At 62.3% G+C, this 16316-nt stretch carries 10 protein-coding genes; 2 read left to right on the forward strand and 8 right to left on the reverse strand.

Going from position 1 to position 16316, the window contains the following annotated elements; genetic code table 11:
* Positions 1 to 5: 5 nt before the first annotated feature.
* Positions 6 to 1844: an ATP-binding protein gene (locus tag AC07V4_RS07975; protein ID WP_492636036.1), complete on the reverse strand. Its 1839-nt coding sequence runs from the start codon at positions 1842 to 1844 to the stop codon at positions 6 to 8.
* 87 nt (positions 1845 to 1931) lie between these two features.
* Positions 1932 to 2825, reverse strand: a complete 894-nt coding sequence (locus AC07V4_RS07980; RefSeq protein ID WP_492636035.1) for a LysR family transcriptional regulator — start codon at positions 2823 to 2825, stop codon at positions 1932 to 1934.
* 99 nt (positions 2826 to 2924) lie between these two features.
* Here AC07V4_RS07980 and AC07V4_RS07985 point away from each other — a divergent pair, with 99 nt between their 5' ends.
* Together AC07V4_RS07985 and AC07V4_RS07990 are read left to right on the forward strand one after the other, a co-directional pair.
* Positions 2925 to 3914 (forward strand): zinc-dependent alcohol dehydrogenase family protein, encoded by a 990-nt coding sequence (locus tag AC07V4_RS07985; RefSeq protein WP_492636034.1) that lies wholly within the window; start codon positions 2925 to 2927, stop codon positions 3912 to 3914.
* 106 nt (positions 3915 to 4020) lie between these two features.
* Positions 4021 to 4647, forward strand: a complete 627-nt coding sequence (locus AC07V4_RS07990) for a LysE family translocator (RefSeq protein ID WP_492636033.1) — start codon at positions 4021 to 4023, stop codon at positions 4645 to 4647.
* Between the two features lie 210 nt (positions 4648 to 4857).
* On the opposite strand, the gene AC07V4_RS07995 is transcribed toward AC07V4_RS07990, so the two are convergent.
* The 6 genes from AC07V4_RS07995 to AC07V4_RS08020 form a co-directional block, all read right to left on the reverse strand.
* Positions 4858 to 6426 carry an ABC transporter ATP-binding protein gene (locus AC07V4_RS07995; RefSeq protein WP_492636032.1) on the reverse strand — a complete coding sequence of 523 codons (1569 nt, stop codon included), beginning with the start codon at positions 6424 to 6426 and terminating at the stop codon, positions 4858 to 4860.
* Positions 6427 to 6442: 16 nt separating this feature from the next.
* On the reverse strand, positions 6443 to 7462 hold the full coding sequence (locus AC07V4_RS08000; protein ID WP_492636031.1) for an ABC transporter permease: 1020 nt from the start codon (positions 7460 to 7462) through the stop codon (positions 6443 to 6445).
* Complete coding sequence (locus tag AC07V4_RS08005) at positions 7462 to 8526, reverse strand: microcin C ABC transporter permease YejB (protein WP_492636030.1); 1065 nt, start codon at positions 8524 to 8526, stop codon at positions 7462 to 7464. Before AC07V4_RS08005 ends, AC07V4_RS08000 begins: the two co-directional genes overlap by 1 nt.
* Positions 8513 to 10333: an extracellular solute-binding protein gene (locus AC07V4_RS08010; protein WP_492636058.1), complete on the reverse strand. Its 1821-nt coding sequence runs from the start codon at positions 10331 to 10333 to the stop codon at positions 8513 to 8515. The genes AC07V4_RS08005 and AC07V4_RS08010 overlap by 14 nt, the downstream gene beginning before the upstream one ends.
* 198 nt (positions 10334 to 10531) lie before the next feature.
* Positions 10532 to 13177 (reverse strand): TonB-dependent receptor, encoded by a 2646-nt coding sequence (locus tag AC07V4_RS08015; protein WP_492636029.1) that lies wholly within the window; start codon positions 13175 to 13177, stop codon positions 10532 to 10534.
* A gap of 102 nt (positions 13178 to 13279) precedes the next feature.
* The gene (locus AC07V4_RS08020) at positions 13280 to 16219 is read right to left on the reverse strand and encodes a TonB-dependent receptor (RefSeq protein ID WP_492636028.1); all 2940 of its coding nucleotides are present in this window, start codon (positions 16217 to 16219) and stop codon (positions 13280 to 13282) included.
* Between the last annotated feature and the right edge of the window lie 97 nt (positions 16220 to 16316).

Raw genomic sequence — 16316 nt, forward strand, 5'->3', positions numbered from 1 at the left:
GGACCTCACCGCCCCAACAGCTCCCTGACCCGCCCCCCTAGCCCCTCCACCGCAAACGGCTTCGTCAACACACCCATTCCCGCCGCCAGTTGCCCATAACCCATCACCGCGTTTTCGGCGTAGCCGGTAATGAACAGCGTCTTCAAGCCTGGCCGCAACTCCATGCCCGCTTCCGCCATCTGCCGGCCATTCATCCCGCCCGGCAGCCCGACGTCGGTCACCAGCAAATCAATGTGCACGTCCGACCTCAACAGTTTCAGCCCCGCCGCGCTGTCGGCGGCTTCGATGACGGTGTAGCCGAGTTCACCGAGCACGTCGGCGAGCAGCATGCGCACGGTGGATTCGTCGTCCACCAGCAGGATGGTTTCGCCATGTTGGGCGCCTTCAATCTCGGCTTGTCCGAGGGGGAGTTCGTCTAAGGGCGCGGCGCCGTGATGGCGTGGCAGGTAGAGGGACACACAGGTGCCAACACCTTCGGTGGAATGCAGGTGCACTTGGCCGCCGGACTGCTGGGCAAAACCATAGATCATCGACAGGCCCAGGCCGGTACCTTGGCCGATGGGCTTGGTAGTGTAGAAGGGTTCGAACACGTGGGCCATCACGTCGGGCGGCATGCCGGTGCCATTGTCGGTGACACTCAGACACAGGTATTGACCTTCGGGCAGGTCGTGGGTGCGGGCGGGGGCGTGGTCGAGCCAGTGGTTGGCAGTTTGCAGGGTGATCTTGCCGCCTTCAGGCATGGCGTCGCGGGCGTTGATGCACAGGTTGAGCAAGGCGTTTTCCAATTGGCTGGCGTCGACAAACGCTGCCCAGGCATCCACGGCTCCGACGGTTTCGACTTGCACACCAGGCCCGGCAGTGCGCTGGATCAGTTCGGCCATGCCGTACATCAAACTGTTGACGTTGGTGACGCGGGGCTCCAGGGTTTGCCGGCGAGAGAAGGCCAGCAGCCGTTGGGTGAGCACGGCGGCGCGTTTGGCCGAGCCTTGGGCGGCGACCATGTACTTGTCGACGTCACTGAGGCGGCCCTGGGCAATGCGCCGGTTCATCAGCTCCAGGGCACCGGAGATGCCCGCCAGCAGGTTGTTGAAGTCGTGGGCCAGGCCTCCGGTGAGCTGGCCGACGGCTTCCATTTTTTGCGACTGGCGCAGCTTCTCTTCGGCCTGCATCAACAGCGCGGTGCGTTCAGCCACGCGTTGCTCAAGGGTTTCGTTGAGGGCACGCAATTGGGTCTGGGCATCACGCAGGGCTTCATCCGCGATGGTGCGCTCAAGCAGGTCGGCGGCCTGGCGTGCAAGGATGTCGAGCAGGCGCAGGTCGCGTTCGGACGGCTGGTGCGGTTGGCTCCAGTGGGTGGAAATCATGCCAAGCAGGCGACCGTCGCGGGAGCGCAGCGGGGTCGTTTGCGCGGCGCGAATGCCCGCTCGGCGAAACGCCAGAAGATCTTCGGTATCTGCAATGTCGGCCCACTCTTCAAAATCGGGAATGATCGCGCGTTGGCCGAGTTTGAGGGCCATGGTGCAGCTGCTGTAGGCCACGGGGCTCACCCACTGCCAGAACCCCACGGCTTCGGGCGGCAGGCCACGAGAGCAGAGCAGTTGCAGCTCGCCGCCGTGCCCGCCGGCATGCCCCTGGGGGCATAACAACTGCATGGTGCCGAACTGCGAACCGGTAATGGACACGGCAGCATCGACGATCTTGCCGTAGAGGGCTTCGAGGTCCTGTTCGCCGATCAGGTCCAGGCTGATGCGGTGCAGGAATTCGATGTCCGACAAGGCCGTTTCCGATTCGCTGGCGGTGCCTCGCGGGAAAACGCCCGGAAAGGCGGTGCGTAGGGTTTTCATGGCTGCTCCTGGGGAGCCTGAAGTGAGCGGTATCAAGCGTATCAACAAAGTTCTGACCACGCGACGCAGCCGTAGGTTCGGCGCCGATCAGCGCCCTTCCCTACCAAACGTCGCCTTTACGAAATCCACAAAACTGCGCAATTTCGGGGTCAAGCGACGATCCGGCGCGTACAGCAGGTTCATTGGTGATACCGGCACATGGTATTCCGGCAACACGTTGACCAAAGTGCCCTTGCGCAGCGCGTCGTTGACCAGCTCCAGCGGCAACAACACCACCCCCAACCCCGCCACGGCGGCCGAGAGCAGCGGGTCGCCCTGATTAATCGTCAAACGGCTTGTAATCGGCACGTCAATAGGCCCGCCCGGTCCCTCGAAATGCAAGTGGGAACGCCCGTCGGAATAGGCGAACGCCAGGCATTCATGCTCTTGCAGGTCCGACGGTGTGAGAAGGGGCGGCCGCCGCGCCAGGTAAGCTGGAGCGGCGCACAGCAGCATTTGATACGGCCTGAGGGGCAAGGCCTTGAGGCCGCTGTCGGTGAGTTCGCCGATGCGAAATACCACGTCGTAGCCGTCTTCGACCAAGTCGATGATGTCGTTGGACAAGGTCAGGTCCACCGCCACCTGCGGGTACTTGACCATGTACTCCAGCAAGCGCGGCGACAGCGTACTCACGCCGAACGTCACCGGGGCATTGATGCGCAGGCGCCCGCTGGGAACGCCACGGGTCACGGCGGCCATTTCTTCGGCGGCGTCCATGTCGGCCAGGATCAGCTTGGCGCGTTGATAAAACGTACGGCCAAAATCGGTGAGGCTTTGCTTGCGTGTAGTGCGGTTGAGCAGCGATACACCCAAGTGCTGTTCAAGCATTTTCACCTGCTTGCCTACCAACTGCGGCGACAGGTTGAGCTCATCCGCCACGGCGCTGAACGAGCCCAGCTCCACCGCTTTAACGAACGTGGCCATCAAGGTCAGGCGGTCCATTGGAAACCCGTTGTTTCTAGTGTTGCGCCATCCTAGGCCTTTATCCCTGCGCAACCAACGCCTAAATTGAACGCCTCATTGATGAACACCGAGGTCAACATGGCACGTATTGTCAGGATTCACGCCTACGGCGACGCAAGCGTCTTGCAACTGGAAGACGTTGATGTGCCTGCACCCCAGGCGGATGAAGTACAAATCCAGGTCAAGGCGATTGGCTTGAACCGCGCCGAAGTGATGTTCCGTAACCACGCGTATTTGCAGGAAGCCGAATTCCCCAGCCGCCTGGGCTATGAAGCCGCAGGCGTGGTGGTGGCGGTCGGCAGCGCTGTCAGCGAGTTCAAGGTAGGCGATGCGGTCAGCGTAATCCCGCCGCTGGATATCGCCCGCTGGGGCACCTACGGCGAGGTGGCGAATGTGCCCGCTTACCTTGCAGTCAAGCATCCTTCAAACCTGAGCTTCGAACAGGCCGCCGCATCGTGGATGCAGTACGTCACGGCCTGGGGCGCGCTGGTCGAACAGGCCAAGCTGAGCCAAGGCGACGTGGTGCTGGTGACCGCCGCGTCCAGCAGTGTCGGCCTGGCCGCCTTTCAAATCGCCCGCAGCGTCGGTGCCACGGCCATTGCCGTCACCCGTACCCGTGCGAAACAACAGGCCTTGCTCGACGCAGGCGCCACCCATGTGATCATCGGTGATGAAGAAGACCTGGTGGAACGGGTGATGGCCCTGACCAACGGCCAGGGCGTGCGCGTGGTGTTCGACCCCATCGGCGGGCCGTCCTTCGAAGCGCTCACACAAAGCATGGCCAGGGGTGGCATCCTGCTGGAGTACGGCGCACTGAGCCCTGAACCCACGCCGTTTCCGCTGTTCACCGTGCTAGGCAAGAGCCTGACGCTCAAGGGCTACCTCTACGCGGAAATCGTCTCCGACCCCGCGGCACTGGCCAGGGCCAAGGCGTTCATCCTGGAAGGGCTCGCGTCGGGCGCACTGGCGCCGATCATTGCCAAGACGTTTGCGCTGGATGAGATCCAAGCGGCCCATGGTTTTCTGGAGGCGAACCAGCAAGTGGGGAAGATTGTGGTGACGGTTTAGTGTCTGCATCGAAACGCTGAACCACAGTGAGGGCAGTGCAATAACATTGCATTGCCCTTCTACTTGAGGATTACTGTAGGCCGCGCCCCAGGTCGAGGTCCCTGCCATGTTTGAAATCACCGCCCTTATCACCTACGTCGCCGTTGTGATCGGCTTGTTCCTGATCCCCGGCCCTTCCGTGCTGCTGGTGCTTACACGCACGCTTCAAGGCGGGCGCAAGGTCGGTATCGCGACCGGGCTGGGCGTGGCTTGCGGAGACCTGGTGCATACACTGTGCGCGGCGTTGGGGTTGTCGGCGATCTTGATGACGTCGGCGACGGCATTCAATGCCGTGAAGTGGGCGGGTGCGGCTTACCTCATCTACCTCGGTATGCGTGCCTTCATGACCAAGACCGGCACCCACGCTCGGCTTGAGTTGCCGGCGGTGACACCGCGCCAGGCGTTTTTCCAGGCCGTGGGCGCGGAGGTGCTGAACCCGAAAACGGCGATCTTCTTCCTGGCCTTTCTGCCGCAATTCGTGCACCCGGAATCGGGCTCGTCGCTGGTGCAATTTGCCGTACTCGGCTTGATCTTTTCGGTGCTCAGCGCGGTGTACACCAGCCTGTTGGCCATCGCTATCCGTCCGTTGAGCCGAGGCCTCAAAGGGCTGTCCGCGCTACGTAAATGGGAAGGTAAAATCATCGGTACGCTGTTTATGGGGTTGGGCGTGAAAGTGGCGTTTCAGCAACGATGAAGCCTGCAACACCCAACATGGCGGTTATCGGCGCCGTCTGGTCTGATACTGCTCGAATGCAGGCGCAAGGTCGAGCTTGAGCAAGGCCGGCATTGAACCATTGTGGGAGAGGGCTTGCTCCCGATAGCGGTGTGTCAGTTATAGATTACTGATCTGACACGCTGTCATCGGGGGCAAGCCCCCTCCCACATTTGATCTGCGGTGTTGCCTCTACAACGCAGACGCCAGCAATAATTCTCGCGTATAGCCATGCCGGGGCGTCTCGAACAGTTGCTCGGTGCTCCCCGCCTCCACCACCACCCCATCCTTGACCACGATCAGGTCATGGGCCAACGCGCGCACCACCGCTAGGTCATGGCTGATGAACAGGTAGGTGAGCCCGTGCTCTTGCTGCAAGCGGCGCAACAAGGTCACCACTTGTTTTTGCACGGTGCGGTCGAGGGCCGAGGTGGGTTCGTCGAGCAGAATCAGGTCCGGCTTGATCACCAGCGCTCGGGCGATGGCGATACGTTGGCGCTGGCCACCGGAGAATTCGTGGGGAAAACGATGGCGGGTGGCGGGGTCGAGGCCGACGTCGCGTAACACTGCAATCACTTGGGCTTCGCGCTCAGTCCGGTCGAGATCAGTGTGCACGCGCAGGCCTTCTTCGATGATCTGCTGCACGCTCATGCGTGGGCTGAGGCTGCCGAACGGGTCCTGGAACACCACTTGCAACTTGCGCCGCCACGGGCGCAGGGCCTTGCCCTTGAGCGTATCGAGGGCTTGTCCCTGGAAGCGGATACTGCCCTGGGCGTCGATCAGCCGCAGGATCGCCTGGCCGAGGGTGGATTTGCCCGAACCGGACTCGCCGACAATGCCCAGGGTCTTGCCGCGTTGCAGGCGCAGGTCAATGCCGTCCACCGCTTTGATCGGCGGCCGACGGCGCAACAGGCCGCCTTGGGCGAACCAGACTCTGAGACCGTCCACTTCCAATAGATTTTCGGTCGCGGCCTGCTCGATCGCACAGCCTTCTGGTTCGGCTTCGAGCAATTGCTGGCTATAAGCATGTTGCGGCGCGGCAAACAGCGCCTCACAGTCGGCCTGCTCGACGATCTGCCCGGTACGCATCACCGCCACCCGCTGAGCAATGCTGCGCACCACATTGAGGTCGTGGCTGATCAGCAACAGCGCCATGCCCAGGCGCTGTTGCAGGTCTTTGAGCAACGTCAGGATACGCCGTTGCACGGTCACATCCAGTGCGGTGGTGGGCTCGTCGGCGATCAACAGCAGCGGCTCGCACGCCAACGCCATGGCAATCATCACGCGCTGGCGCTGCCCGCCGGAAAGTTGATGCGGATAGGCACTCAGGCGTTGGCGCGGCTGCCGGATACCGACCAGTTCCAGCAACTCCAACACCCGTTCCCGCGCCGCCGCGCCGCCCAGGCCCTTGTGCAGCAGCAGGGTTTCCGACAGTTGCCGTTCGATGCTGTACAGCGGGTTGAGCGAGGTCATCGGCTCCTGGAAGATCATCGCGATGCGGTCCCCGCGAATCTGGCGCAAACGCTCGGGGCGAGCACCGAGCAACTCCTCGCCCTGGTAACGGATGCTGCCTTCGGTGCGCGTGGTATGCGGCGGCAACAACTGCAGGATCGAATGGGCCGTCACCGATTTGCCGGAGCCCGACTCCCCCACCAGCGCCAGGCACTCCCCTGCGTGAATATCCAGGTCGATGCCGCGCACCGCCTTATGCCCGTCGAAGGCCACCTGCAAGTTACGAATTTCAATCAATGCATCAGTCACGGCACGGGCTCGCTTATCAGGATCGAGGGTCGAAGGCGTCGCGGCAGGCTTCACCGATAAACACCAACAGGGACAGGATCAGCGCCAACGCAAAAAATGCCGTCAGTGCCAGCCACGGGGCTTGCAGATTGTTTTTACCCTGGCCGATCAACTCGCCCAGGGACGCACTGCCGGCGGGCATGCCGAAGCCGAGAAAGTCCAGCGCGGTGAGTGTGGAAATCGCTCCGGTAAGGATGAACGGCAGGTAGGTCAAGGTGGCCGTCACTGCGTTGGGCAGCACGTGCCGCACCATCACCTGAACATCCCCCACGCCCAACGCACGGGCGGCCTTCACGTACTCCAGGTTACGCCCGCGCAAGAACTCGGCGCGCACCACATCCACCAGGGCCAGCCAGGAAAACAGCGCCATGATCCCCAGCAGCCACCAGAAACTCGGCTCGACAAACCCGGAGAGGATGATCAACAGATACAGCACCGGCAGCCCGGACCAGATCTCAATCAGGCGCTGCCCCAGCAGGTCGACCCATCCGCCGTAGTAACCTTGCAACGCGCCCGCGGTGATACCGATCAGCGTGCTGACCAAGGTCAGCGCCAGGGCGAACAGCAGCGACACCCGCGTACCGAAAATCACCCGGGCCAACACATCCCGAGCCTGGTCGTCGGTACCCAGCCAGTTCGTCGTACTGGGCGGGGTGGGCGATGGCGCGGTGAGATCGTAGTTGACCGTGTCATCACTGAACGGGATGGGTGCGAACAACAGCCAGCCGCTCTGCTCGATCAGCTCGCGCACATAGGGATCGCGGTAGTCTGGTTGAAACGGCAACGTGCCGTTGAAGTCTTGTTCGGTGTAGCGCGCGAAGGCCGGGAAATACCACTGGCCCTTGTAGGCCACCAGCAGCGGTTTGTCATTGGCCAACAGCTCGCCGCCCAGGCACGCGGTGAACAGCGCCAGAAAGATCCACAGCGACCACCAGCCTCGGCGATTGCGTCTGAAGTGCAGCCAGCGACGGCGGGTAATAGGCGAAAAAACCGACATCACTGGGCCCTCGCGGAGAAATCGAGCCGAGGGTCGAGCAGGCGGTAGCACAAATCACCGAGCAATTTGATCACCAACCCGACCAAGGTGAAGATAAACAGCGTGCCGAACACCACGGGATAGTCCCGCGCCACCGCCGCCTCGTAGCTCAGGCGGCCGAGGCCATCAAGGGAGAAAATCACCTCGATCAGCAGTGATCCGCCGAACAACATCGCGATCAGCGCCTGGGGCAGGCCCACCACAATCAGCAACATCGCGTTGCGGAACACATGCCGGTAGAGCACCTGCTGTTCGCTGAAGCCTTTGGCCCGCGCCGTCACCACGTACTGGCGGCTGATTTCATCCAGAAAGCTGTTCTTGGTCAGGATGGTCAAGGTTGCAAAACCGCCGATCACCAGCGCCAGCACCGGCAGTACCAAGTGCCAGAAATAGTCGAGCACCTTGCCCGGCCACGACAGGTCGGCGAAGTTCTCCGAGACCAACCCTCGCACCGGGAACCAGTTCAACAGGCTGCCACCGCCGAACACCACAATCAGCAACAGGGCGAACAAAAACGCTGGCATCGCATGGCCGATGATCACCGCCGCACTGCTCCATACATCGAAGCGGCTGCCATGGCGCACGGCTTTGCGGATGCCCAGCGGGATCGATACCAGGTAACTGATCAACGTGGCCCAGAAGCCCAACGACAAGGTCACCGGCAGCTTTTGCAGAATCAGGTCGGTAACCTTGGCCCCACGGAAAAAACTGTCGCCGAAATCCAACTGCGCATAGCGGCTGAGCATCAGCCATAGGCGCGCGCCCAAAGGCTTGTCGAAACCGTATTGACGTTCGATCTCGGCCACCAGCGCCGGGTCCAACCCACGCTGGGTACGCGATTCATTGCTGCCGCTTTCTACCCGGGTGCCCGCCACCGATGCCTGGGTGCCGATCCCTTGCAAGCGGGCGATGGCTTGTTCCACCGGGCCACCCGGAGCGGCCTGCACGATAAAGAAATTGACCAGCAGGATGCACAACAGGGTCGGCACGATCAGCAGTAAACGGCGCGCGCTATAGGCCAGCATGTTGGGACACCTCAGTCAGTTGGCGCATTTGCGCAGTGGTCAGCGGCGTGGGACTCAGTTCCCACCAGGTGTCGATGCCCACTTCATTCAGTGGCGCGGTGTGCGGGCGGCCGAAACGGTTCCACCACAGCGTGGACGAGCCCGGCGGGTAGTAATTGGGAATCCAATAGAAGCCCCACTGCAGGACACGGTCGAGGGCATGGGCGTAGCGCACCATGGTCGGCCGGTCGCCGGCGCGTACCAGGCCGTCGATCAAGGCGTCCACTGCCGGGTTGCGCAGGCTCATGTAGTTGTTGGAGCCCGGATCGTCGGCACTGTCGGAGCCGAAGTAGTTGATCAGCTCGCGCCCCGGCGAGGGGCTGACCGGGTAGCCGGCGACGATCATGTCGTAGTCCCGGGCGCGCACTCGGTTGGTGTACTGGGCGGCGTCGATCAGGCGGATATTGAAGCCGATGCCGATCTGCGCCAGGTTGCGTTTGTAGGGCAGCAACAAACGCTCGAAGCCCTTCTGGCTGTTGAGGAAAGTGAATTGCAACGGTGTGCCTTGGGCATTCACCAGTTGATCGCCACGCGGCGTCCAGCCGGCCTCCTCCAATAGTTTCAAGGCGCGGGCCTGTTGCGAGCGAATGCGGCCGCTGCCATCGGTGTGGGGCGGCTGGTAGACCTGAGTGAAGACTTCATCGGGAATGCGCCCGCGCCAGGGTTCCAGAATCGCCAACTCCTCGGCATCCGGCAGTTGGCTGGCGGCCAGGGCGCTACGGGAAAAAAAGCTGCGCTGGCGCAGGTACATGCCGTGCATCATCTGGCGGTTGCTCCAGTCGAAATCCCACAACAGGCTCAACGCCTCGCGCACGCGGCGATCCTGGAACGGTGGCTTTTGCAGGTTGAACACAAACCCCTGGGTACCCTGCACTGCGTGCGGCGCCAGATGCTCACGTTGCAGGCGGCCATCGCGCAACGCCTCGCCGTCGTAGCCCACCGAGTAGCTGGTGGCGGAAAACTCGCGGTTGAAGTCATACCCCTGGGCTTGCAGGATCTGGCGCGACACATCGGTATCGCCAAAAAACTCCAGGCGCAGGGTGTCGAAGTTGTATTGCCCCCGACTCACCGGCAGGTCCTTGCCCCACCAGTCCTTGACCCGTTCAAAGGTGACGCTGCGACCGTTGTCCACCGCACTGATGCGGTACGGGCCGCTGCCCAGAGGCGGTTCAAAGCCACCGCCGTTGGCGAAGTTGCGCCCACGCCACCAATGTTCCGGCAGAACCGGCAGCGAAGCGATGTCCAGGGGCAAGGTGCGGTTGTCTGCACTTTTGAAGGTAAAACGCACCTGGCTCGGTGACTCCACCAGCACCTGGTCCACATCGGCAAAGCTTTGGCGATAAGCCAGGCTGCCTTGGGTGGTGAACAGCTTGAAGGTGTAGGCCACGTCTTGCGCGGTGATGCGCGTGCCATCGGCGAACTGCGCCTTGGGGTTGAGGGTGAAGCGCAACCAGGAATGGTCCGGCGCCAGCTCCATGGACTGCGCTACCAGGCCATACACGGTGTAAGGCTCATCCTGGGAACGGTACGCCAGTGGACTGTACAGCCAGCCCTGGATCTGGGTGATGCCGGTGCCTTTGTCGACATACGGAATCAAATGATCAAACGCCCCGCCCTCCATGGACGAACGCCGGAAGCTGCCGCCTTTGGGCGCGTCCGGGTTGACGTAGTCCAGGTGTTTGAACGTGGCCGGGTACTTGGGCGCTTCGCCGTAAACCGTCAGGGCGTGTGTTGGCTGAGCGAACAGCGATGGTGCCCAAAAGCCCATCAGCGCTGCCCATAAGATGCAACGAAACAACCTCACAAACGCAGCTCCTTTTCCGAAAACACCGGAGATCCAATGTGGGAGCTGGCTTGCCTGCGATAGCGGTATGTCAATGACTGAAGCATCGACTGACACGACCTCATCGCAGGCAAGCCAGCTCCCACCTTCAAATTGCATCGTTTTGGCGAATGTCTTTCGCACTCAAAAGTTGTAGGAAACCCGGCTATACAACGTGCGCCCGAACGGGTCGGAATAGCGCGGGTCGTAGCCACTCTGGAAGGTCGAGGTCTGGTTGCTGAACGGCGGTTCGCGGTCGAACAGGTTCTGCACGCCGACCGTGACTTGGGCGGTGTCGCGCCAGGTGTAGGTGCCGGCCAGGTCCCAGACGCTCCAGGCGCTGACCTTGTCGTGATACGCACGGTTGTAGTCGTTGTAGCCACTGGTGTAGCGGTTGGTCAGCGAGGCGCCGAGCGGGCCTTTGCTCCAGGTGCCGGTCAGGCTGTGGCGCCAACGGGCCACGGCCCCCGCCGAGGCGAAGTCACCGCCGCGGTAGTCGCCAAGCTTGTCGATGAACGCGCCCTTGAGCTGCTGCTGGTACTCGTAGCTGTTGACGTAAGTGCCTTGCAGGTTGGCGCCGAACAGGCCCAGCCTGGACTCGGGAAAACGGTAATCGACACTGACGTCCACGCCATTGGTCTTGACCTTGCCCAGGTTGGCCAGCCCGGTGACGATGTGGTCGATCGAACCATCGGCCTTGCGCACGATGCGCTCGGGGTACAGGTCGGGCTGTTCGAACACCGCCGACTCGGGGAATTCGGCGATCTGGTTGGCGATCTTGATCCACCAGAAATCCAGGCCCACGGACAGATCGCGTACCGGCTGATAGACAAAGCCCAGCGTCACGTTGCGCGCCGTCTCGGGGCTGAGGTCCGGGTTGCCGCCCGTGCGGCTGAAGAACTGCTGGGCGCAGTCGCGGTTGGCCAGGCCGCCGTTGCTCGGTGAGCCGCCGGCGCACAGGCGCGGGTCGTTGTAGTTGGCGTTGGTGAAGCCGGTGCTGTTCGGGTTGTACAGCTCATACAAGGACGGCGCACGAAACCCTTCGCTGTAGGCACCGCGCACCACCAACTCACGCCACGGTTGGAAGCGGAACGAGTACTTGGGGTTGGTGGTGTTGCCGAAGTCGCTGTATTTGTCGTGCCGCAATGCCGCCGACACTTCCAGGCTGTCGAGCACCGGCACGTTGACCTCGGCATACTGCGCCGACACCGTGCGGTCCCCCGCAACGCTGCCGGCCGGGTCGATCCCCAGGCTTTGCACATTGGCGGCAAAGTCTTCAAAGACCTGGTGAAAATCCTCCTTGCGGTATTCACCGCCCAGTGCCAAGGCCGAGGGTCCGGCGCCAAACCAATCGCCAATGTCACGACTCACGCGCCCATCGAGGCTTTTGACCCGGCCGACGGCCGTGGCGTAGTCACCGTCCACCGCGCTGGCATCGAGCAATGCCCTGCCCGCCGCCGACTGCGGGCCGAACGGGTTGATCACGCCGGTATTGATGCCGTTGGCCACCGCGCGGTCATCCACATAACCGCTTTGGATCGCGTTGGTGACTTTGTTCTGGTTGTAGGCCGCGCCGACGTTGTAATCCCAACCTGCCGCCGTGCCCTCGAAGGTCAGCAGCAGGCGCTGACTGACGTTATCGTCCTCATGCTTGCGCGGCCCCACCTCGCTTTCGCGCCAGTTCACATCGACCGGCTGGGTCGGGTCGAGGGCAAAGCGGGTTGGCCCCGGCGTGATGCCGTTGCCAGGGTAGAACGGCGTGCCGGGCTGCACTTGCAACCCCTGCAACAAGCCCGGGCCGATCTGGGTGCGGTTGAGATTGCGTGCCCAGAAATATTCGAGGCTGGCGGTGTGGTCGTCGGCCAGTTTGGCGCTGGCCTTGCCGAAGAACGAGGTTTTTTCGGTTTCCGGCACCAGGTCCAGGTAGCTCCACAACGATTGTCGGCAGATGCCGCTGCGGGCGATCAAGCCGGGCGCGTTGCAACCGGACGCGGCCAATGGGTTGCTGGCATTCGAGCCCTGGCTCCAGTTGGCCGGCGAAGACACGCCCGATGAGTAATCCAGGCCACGGCCCGGCTGATAATTGTAGGTGTAGTCACGGTCTTTGGCTTTGAGGCTCTGTTGTTTGTCGTGACTGACCACGCCGAACACGTTGAAGCGATCCTCCTCCAGGTCACCGAAACCCCAGCTGCCGCTGATGTTGTTGGTGTCACCCCCACCGGAATGGGTCGGTGTGCTGCCGCCCACGGTCAGTTGGCCTTCGGTCACGCTCTTCTTGGTGATGAAGTTGATCACGCCGCCGATGGCGTCCGTGCCATACAGCGCCGAGGCACCGTCGCGCAGGACTTCCACACGGTCGATGGCGGCGAACGGGATCGTATTGAGGTCGACGCCCGACGCGTTGATCGCGCTGGTCGCGTTATTACTCAGGCGCCGACCGTTGAGCAGAACCAAGGTTTTGTTGGGGCCGATGCCACGCAAATCGGCATACGCCGCGCCGCCGCTGCTGGAGCCAATCGAACGGCCAGAGCCCACCGAAGATTGGTTGGCGGCAATGCGGCTGACCAGTTGCTCGGTGGTGGTGACACCCTGTTTTTTCAGCTCGTCGGTGCGCAGGATCGTCACCGGCACGGCGGTTTCCGCATCGACCCGGCGGATAGCGCTGCCGGTGACTTCGATGCGTTGCAGTTGCGGGATCAGCGAGGGGCTTTCGTCACTCTGCGGGTCAGCCGCCGCCACAGTGGCGGCGGCGAAGGTCAGTAGAAAACCAATGTGTTTGGGTTCAAGCATGGCGTCGAGGGCTCCCTGTCCAATGTCTGGGTATGCAGGGTTGTGCGTCGACGCCGAGGTTTTTATAGAGGCCCGTTTAGACCGTTAACGCATGTGCTTATGCTACTGGCCGAAGTGGTAACTCACGTCCAGCCACACCTGCCGGCCATAGGGGTCGTAGTTGCCGACCGGGTAATAGGGCCAGCCGGCAGAGTCGTCATGCTTGTAGGTGTTGAACAGGTTGTTGACGGTCAGCCCGACGCTGGCCTGTTTGTTGACTTGGTAGCGCGCACTGGCGTTGAAGGTGGTCCACGGCGACAAGCGCCCGTCACCGGCGCCGTTGGTCACGCTGCCATAACGCAGCGCCGTGAGGGTGCTGGTGAAGTGTTGGTAATCCCAGGTCAGGCTGGCGTTGACCTTGCTGCGCCAGTCGTAGTTGTTGGTGCTGCTGCGCAGGTTCTGGGTTTGTGCTTCGTCCGACTCCTTGAGGTAATGGGACAGTACCAGGCTGTAGCCGATGGTTGAGCTGAACGCACCGTATTGCCCCGCGCCCCAACGGATATTGCTTTTCAAATCCAGGCCGCTGGCCCGTTCGCTGGCGGCGTTGATCGCGTTGACATACACCTGTTGCAGTTTGTTCGGGTCGACCGCCGCCGTGCTCGCATTGCGCTGCACGCGAGCCAGCACGTCGGCGCAGGTGGCCGCATCGAGCAAGCCGTTGCGGCATTGGTCTTCCTGTTGCAACAGGCGGTTGATGTCGACGGTGGTCAGCAGGTCTTTGATCTGCACGCGCCAGAAGTCGGCGGAGAAATCGAACTGCGGCGATGGCGACCACACGAAGCCATAGGTCCAGGATTTGCCACGCTCGGAAGCCAGGTCCGGGGTGCCGCTTTGGGTGTAGTCCACGCGCCCGCGATCACAGGTACCTTCAAGGCCCTTGCTGCAACCGTAGTAGTCGATCTGGTCCGGTTTGTAGCCCTTGGTGGGGGCTTGATACAGGTAATTGAGGTCCGGCGCGCGGAAGCTGGTGCCGTAGCTGCCGCGAAACAGCAAGCTGCTGATGGGCCGCCACTCCAGGCCCAGGTTGTAGGTTTTCTGCTGCTCGGAGCGACCACTGAATTTGTATTGGTCCCAACGCCCGGCAGCCGATGCCAGCAAGGTATCGGTCAGCGGAATGCTGAACTCACCACCGGCCGCATAACGGTCGCGAGCGCCGCCCGAGTTGCGGGTGGGCGTGGTGTTGTAGAAGGTGCCGTCATTGAGTTGGTCATCGGCATGCACGCTGTAGGACTGGCGCCCCACTTCGGTCACACCGGCAAAGCCCACCGGCCCGGCAGGCAGCTCGAACAGGTCGCCGTTAATGTTGGCACTGAAGGTCTGAGACACCGACTTGCTCTTTTGCACCAGGTTGCCGCGAAACTGCCGCCATTGTTCCTCAGTCAGCGGCTGGTCCAGGCGCGAAGGGTCCGGGGCAAACACCGGATGTCCGTCCTGTGTGCCCAGTTGCGGCCCCAGATAATAATCGCGGATGCCACTCAACGGCGTGTAGCGGGTGCTACGAGTGCTGCTGTACTCGGAGCGGTTCGCGGCGATCTGATAACCCCAGCCGGTGTCGGCGATTTTGTCTTCCAGGCCCAGGGTGCCGGTCCATGACAGCTCGCGCCATTTGCTGTTGTTGCTGGTCTTGCCGCCGATTTCTTCACTGGCGAAGGTACGCGACCAGCGCTCCAGGTTGCCGGTGTTCTGGTTGATGAAATCGGGCGAGGTGAAACTCGGCCCACGGGTGTTGTTCTGGATATGGTCGAAGCCGAACAGCAGGTCGGCGAACACCTTGCCGCTGTCGCTGAAATGCCAGGTGCCCCGGGTGTAGCCGTCGTAGTTTTCCTTTTGTGCCTGGATAGTGGAGTAGTCGTTGTAGTACTGGTTGGTGGTGCAGCGGTTGCCGGTGTTGCCCAGCTTGCCGTTGAAGATCCCTCCATAGGCCGCACAGCCGGGGCCGAGGTAGGCACCGGTGTCGAGGTTGCGCCGGTAGCCGACGTTGACCGGCGGACCGTCGGTCATGAAGCCGCGCTGGTTGGCCCATATCGGTTGGCGGTTGCTCAGCTCCAGGCCGAACACGCCGTCGAAATCGCCCCAGCTGTCACCGCCGCTGATCTGCAGGCGCTGGTTGTCACCGCCGCCGCGCTCGGCATAACCGCCGCGTACGTTCACATCCACGCCGCTGAGTTTGTCCTTGAGAATGATGTTGACCACGCCGGCAATTGCATCGGAACCGTACACCGCCGACGCGCCGCTGCTGAGGATCTCGATGCGTTCGATCATCACCGCCGGGATGTTCGCCAGGTTGGTGAAGTTGACCGTGCCGTCGTACGCCGTGGGGTAGTCGGCCACGCGCCGGCCATTGATCAACACCAGCGTATGGTTCGGCCCCAATCCGCGCAGGTTGAGGGCGCTGGCGGCCGGTTGGAAGGTGTTACCGTAGTCTTCGCCCTGGGTCATGCCGGTGTTCTGGGTTTGCGAGGCGATGGCGTCATAGACGTTCTTGTAGCCACGGCTGGTGATCTCTTCGCCGCTGATCACCGTGACCGGCGACGGCCCTTCGACCTGCGCACGGGCGATGCGTGAGCCGGTGACCACGACTTTTTCCAAGGCCACATCCCCCGGTACTTTGGCCGCCGTCGGTGCCGCCTTGACCGCCGCCGTCGGCGCCTTGGCCACCCGGCGCAACACCCAGCCGCCGTCACCGCTGGGCAGCGCTTCCAGGGCCGAGCCACGCAGCGCTTGTTGCAACGCCTGTTCGGTGGTGAAGGTGCCGCGCACCGGCGCACTGCTCAAGCCTTGCACCAGGTCTTGCTGGAAGGAAATGATCTGCCCGCTGCTGCGCGACAGGGTCAACAACGCCTGGTCGAGCGGACCGCTGGCGATATCGAAGGCAAACGTCTGAACCTGCGCGGCCGCCGCCAACGGCTGCCCGAGGGCGATGGCGCCGTGGCCGTACAGCGTCATGCCAATCGCCAAAGACAGTGCCGCCAGAGAGGCGCGACGCGGGTGTGTGAAATGCATGGTTAAGCTTCCCATCAGTGATGTCCGTTTGATGGGTTGAACAACCAGTCAGAGTTTTTTATAGGTCGGCGTTAGGCCAAAAAAGCATGGGGTTATA

The sequence above is a fragment of the Pseudomonas sp. GW821-FHT03A09 genome, assembly GCF_059421065.1.

Bases quoted from the DNA above. Each gene is read 5' to 3' on its own strand.
- AC07V4_RS08000 (WP_492636031.1), bottom strand. From the start codon at position 7,462: ATGTCGGTTTTTTCGCCTATTACCCGCCGTCGCTGGCTGCACTTCAGA.
- AC07V4_RS07985 (WP_492636034.1), top strand. From the start codon at position 2,925: ATGGCACGTATTGTCAGGATTCACGCCTACGGCGACGCAAGCGTCTTG.
- AC07V4_RS08020 (WP_492636028.1), bottom strand. From the start codon at position 16,219: ATGCATTTCACACACCCGCGTCGCGCCTCTCTGGCGGCACTGTCTTTG.
- AC07V4_RS08010 (WP_492636058.1), bottom strand. From the start codon at position 10,333: ATGGGCTTTTGGGCACCATCGCTGTTCGCTCAGCCAACACACGCCCTG.
- AC07V4_RS08005 (WP_492636030.1), bottom strand. From the start codon at position 8,526: ATGCTGGCCTATAGCGCGCGCCGTTTACTGCTGATCGTGCCGACCCTG.
- AC07V4_RS07990 (WP_492636033.1), top strand. From the start codon at position 4,021: ATGTTTGAAATCACCGCCCTTATCACCTACGTCGCCGTTGTGATCGGC.
- AC07V4_RS08015 (WP_492636029.1), bottom strand. From the start codon at position 13,177: ATGCTTGAACCCAAACACATTGGTTTTCTACTGACCTTCGCCGCCGCC.
- AC07V4_RS07975 (WP_492636036.1), bottom strand. From the start codon at position 1,844: ATGAAAACCCTACGCACCGCCTTTCCGGGCGTTTTCCCGCGAGGCACC.
- AC07V4_RS07980 (WP_492636035.1), bottom strand. From the start codon at position 2,825: ATGGACCGCCTGACCTTGATGGCCACGTTCGTTAAAGCGGTGGAGCTG.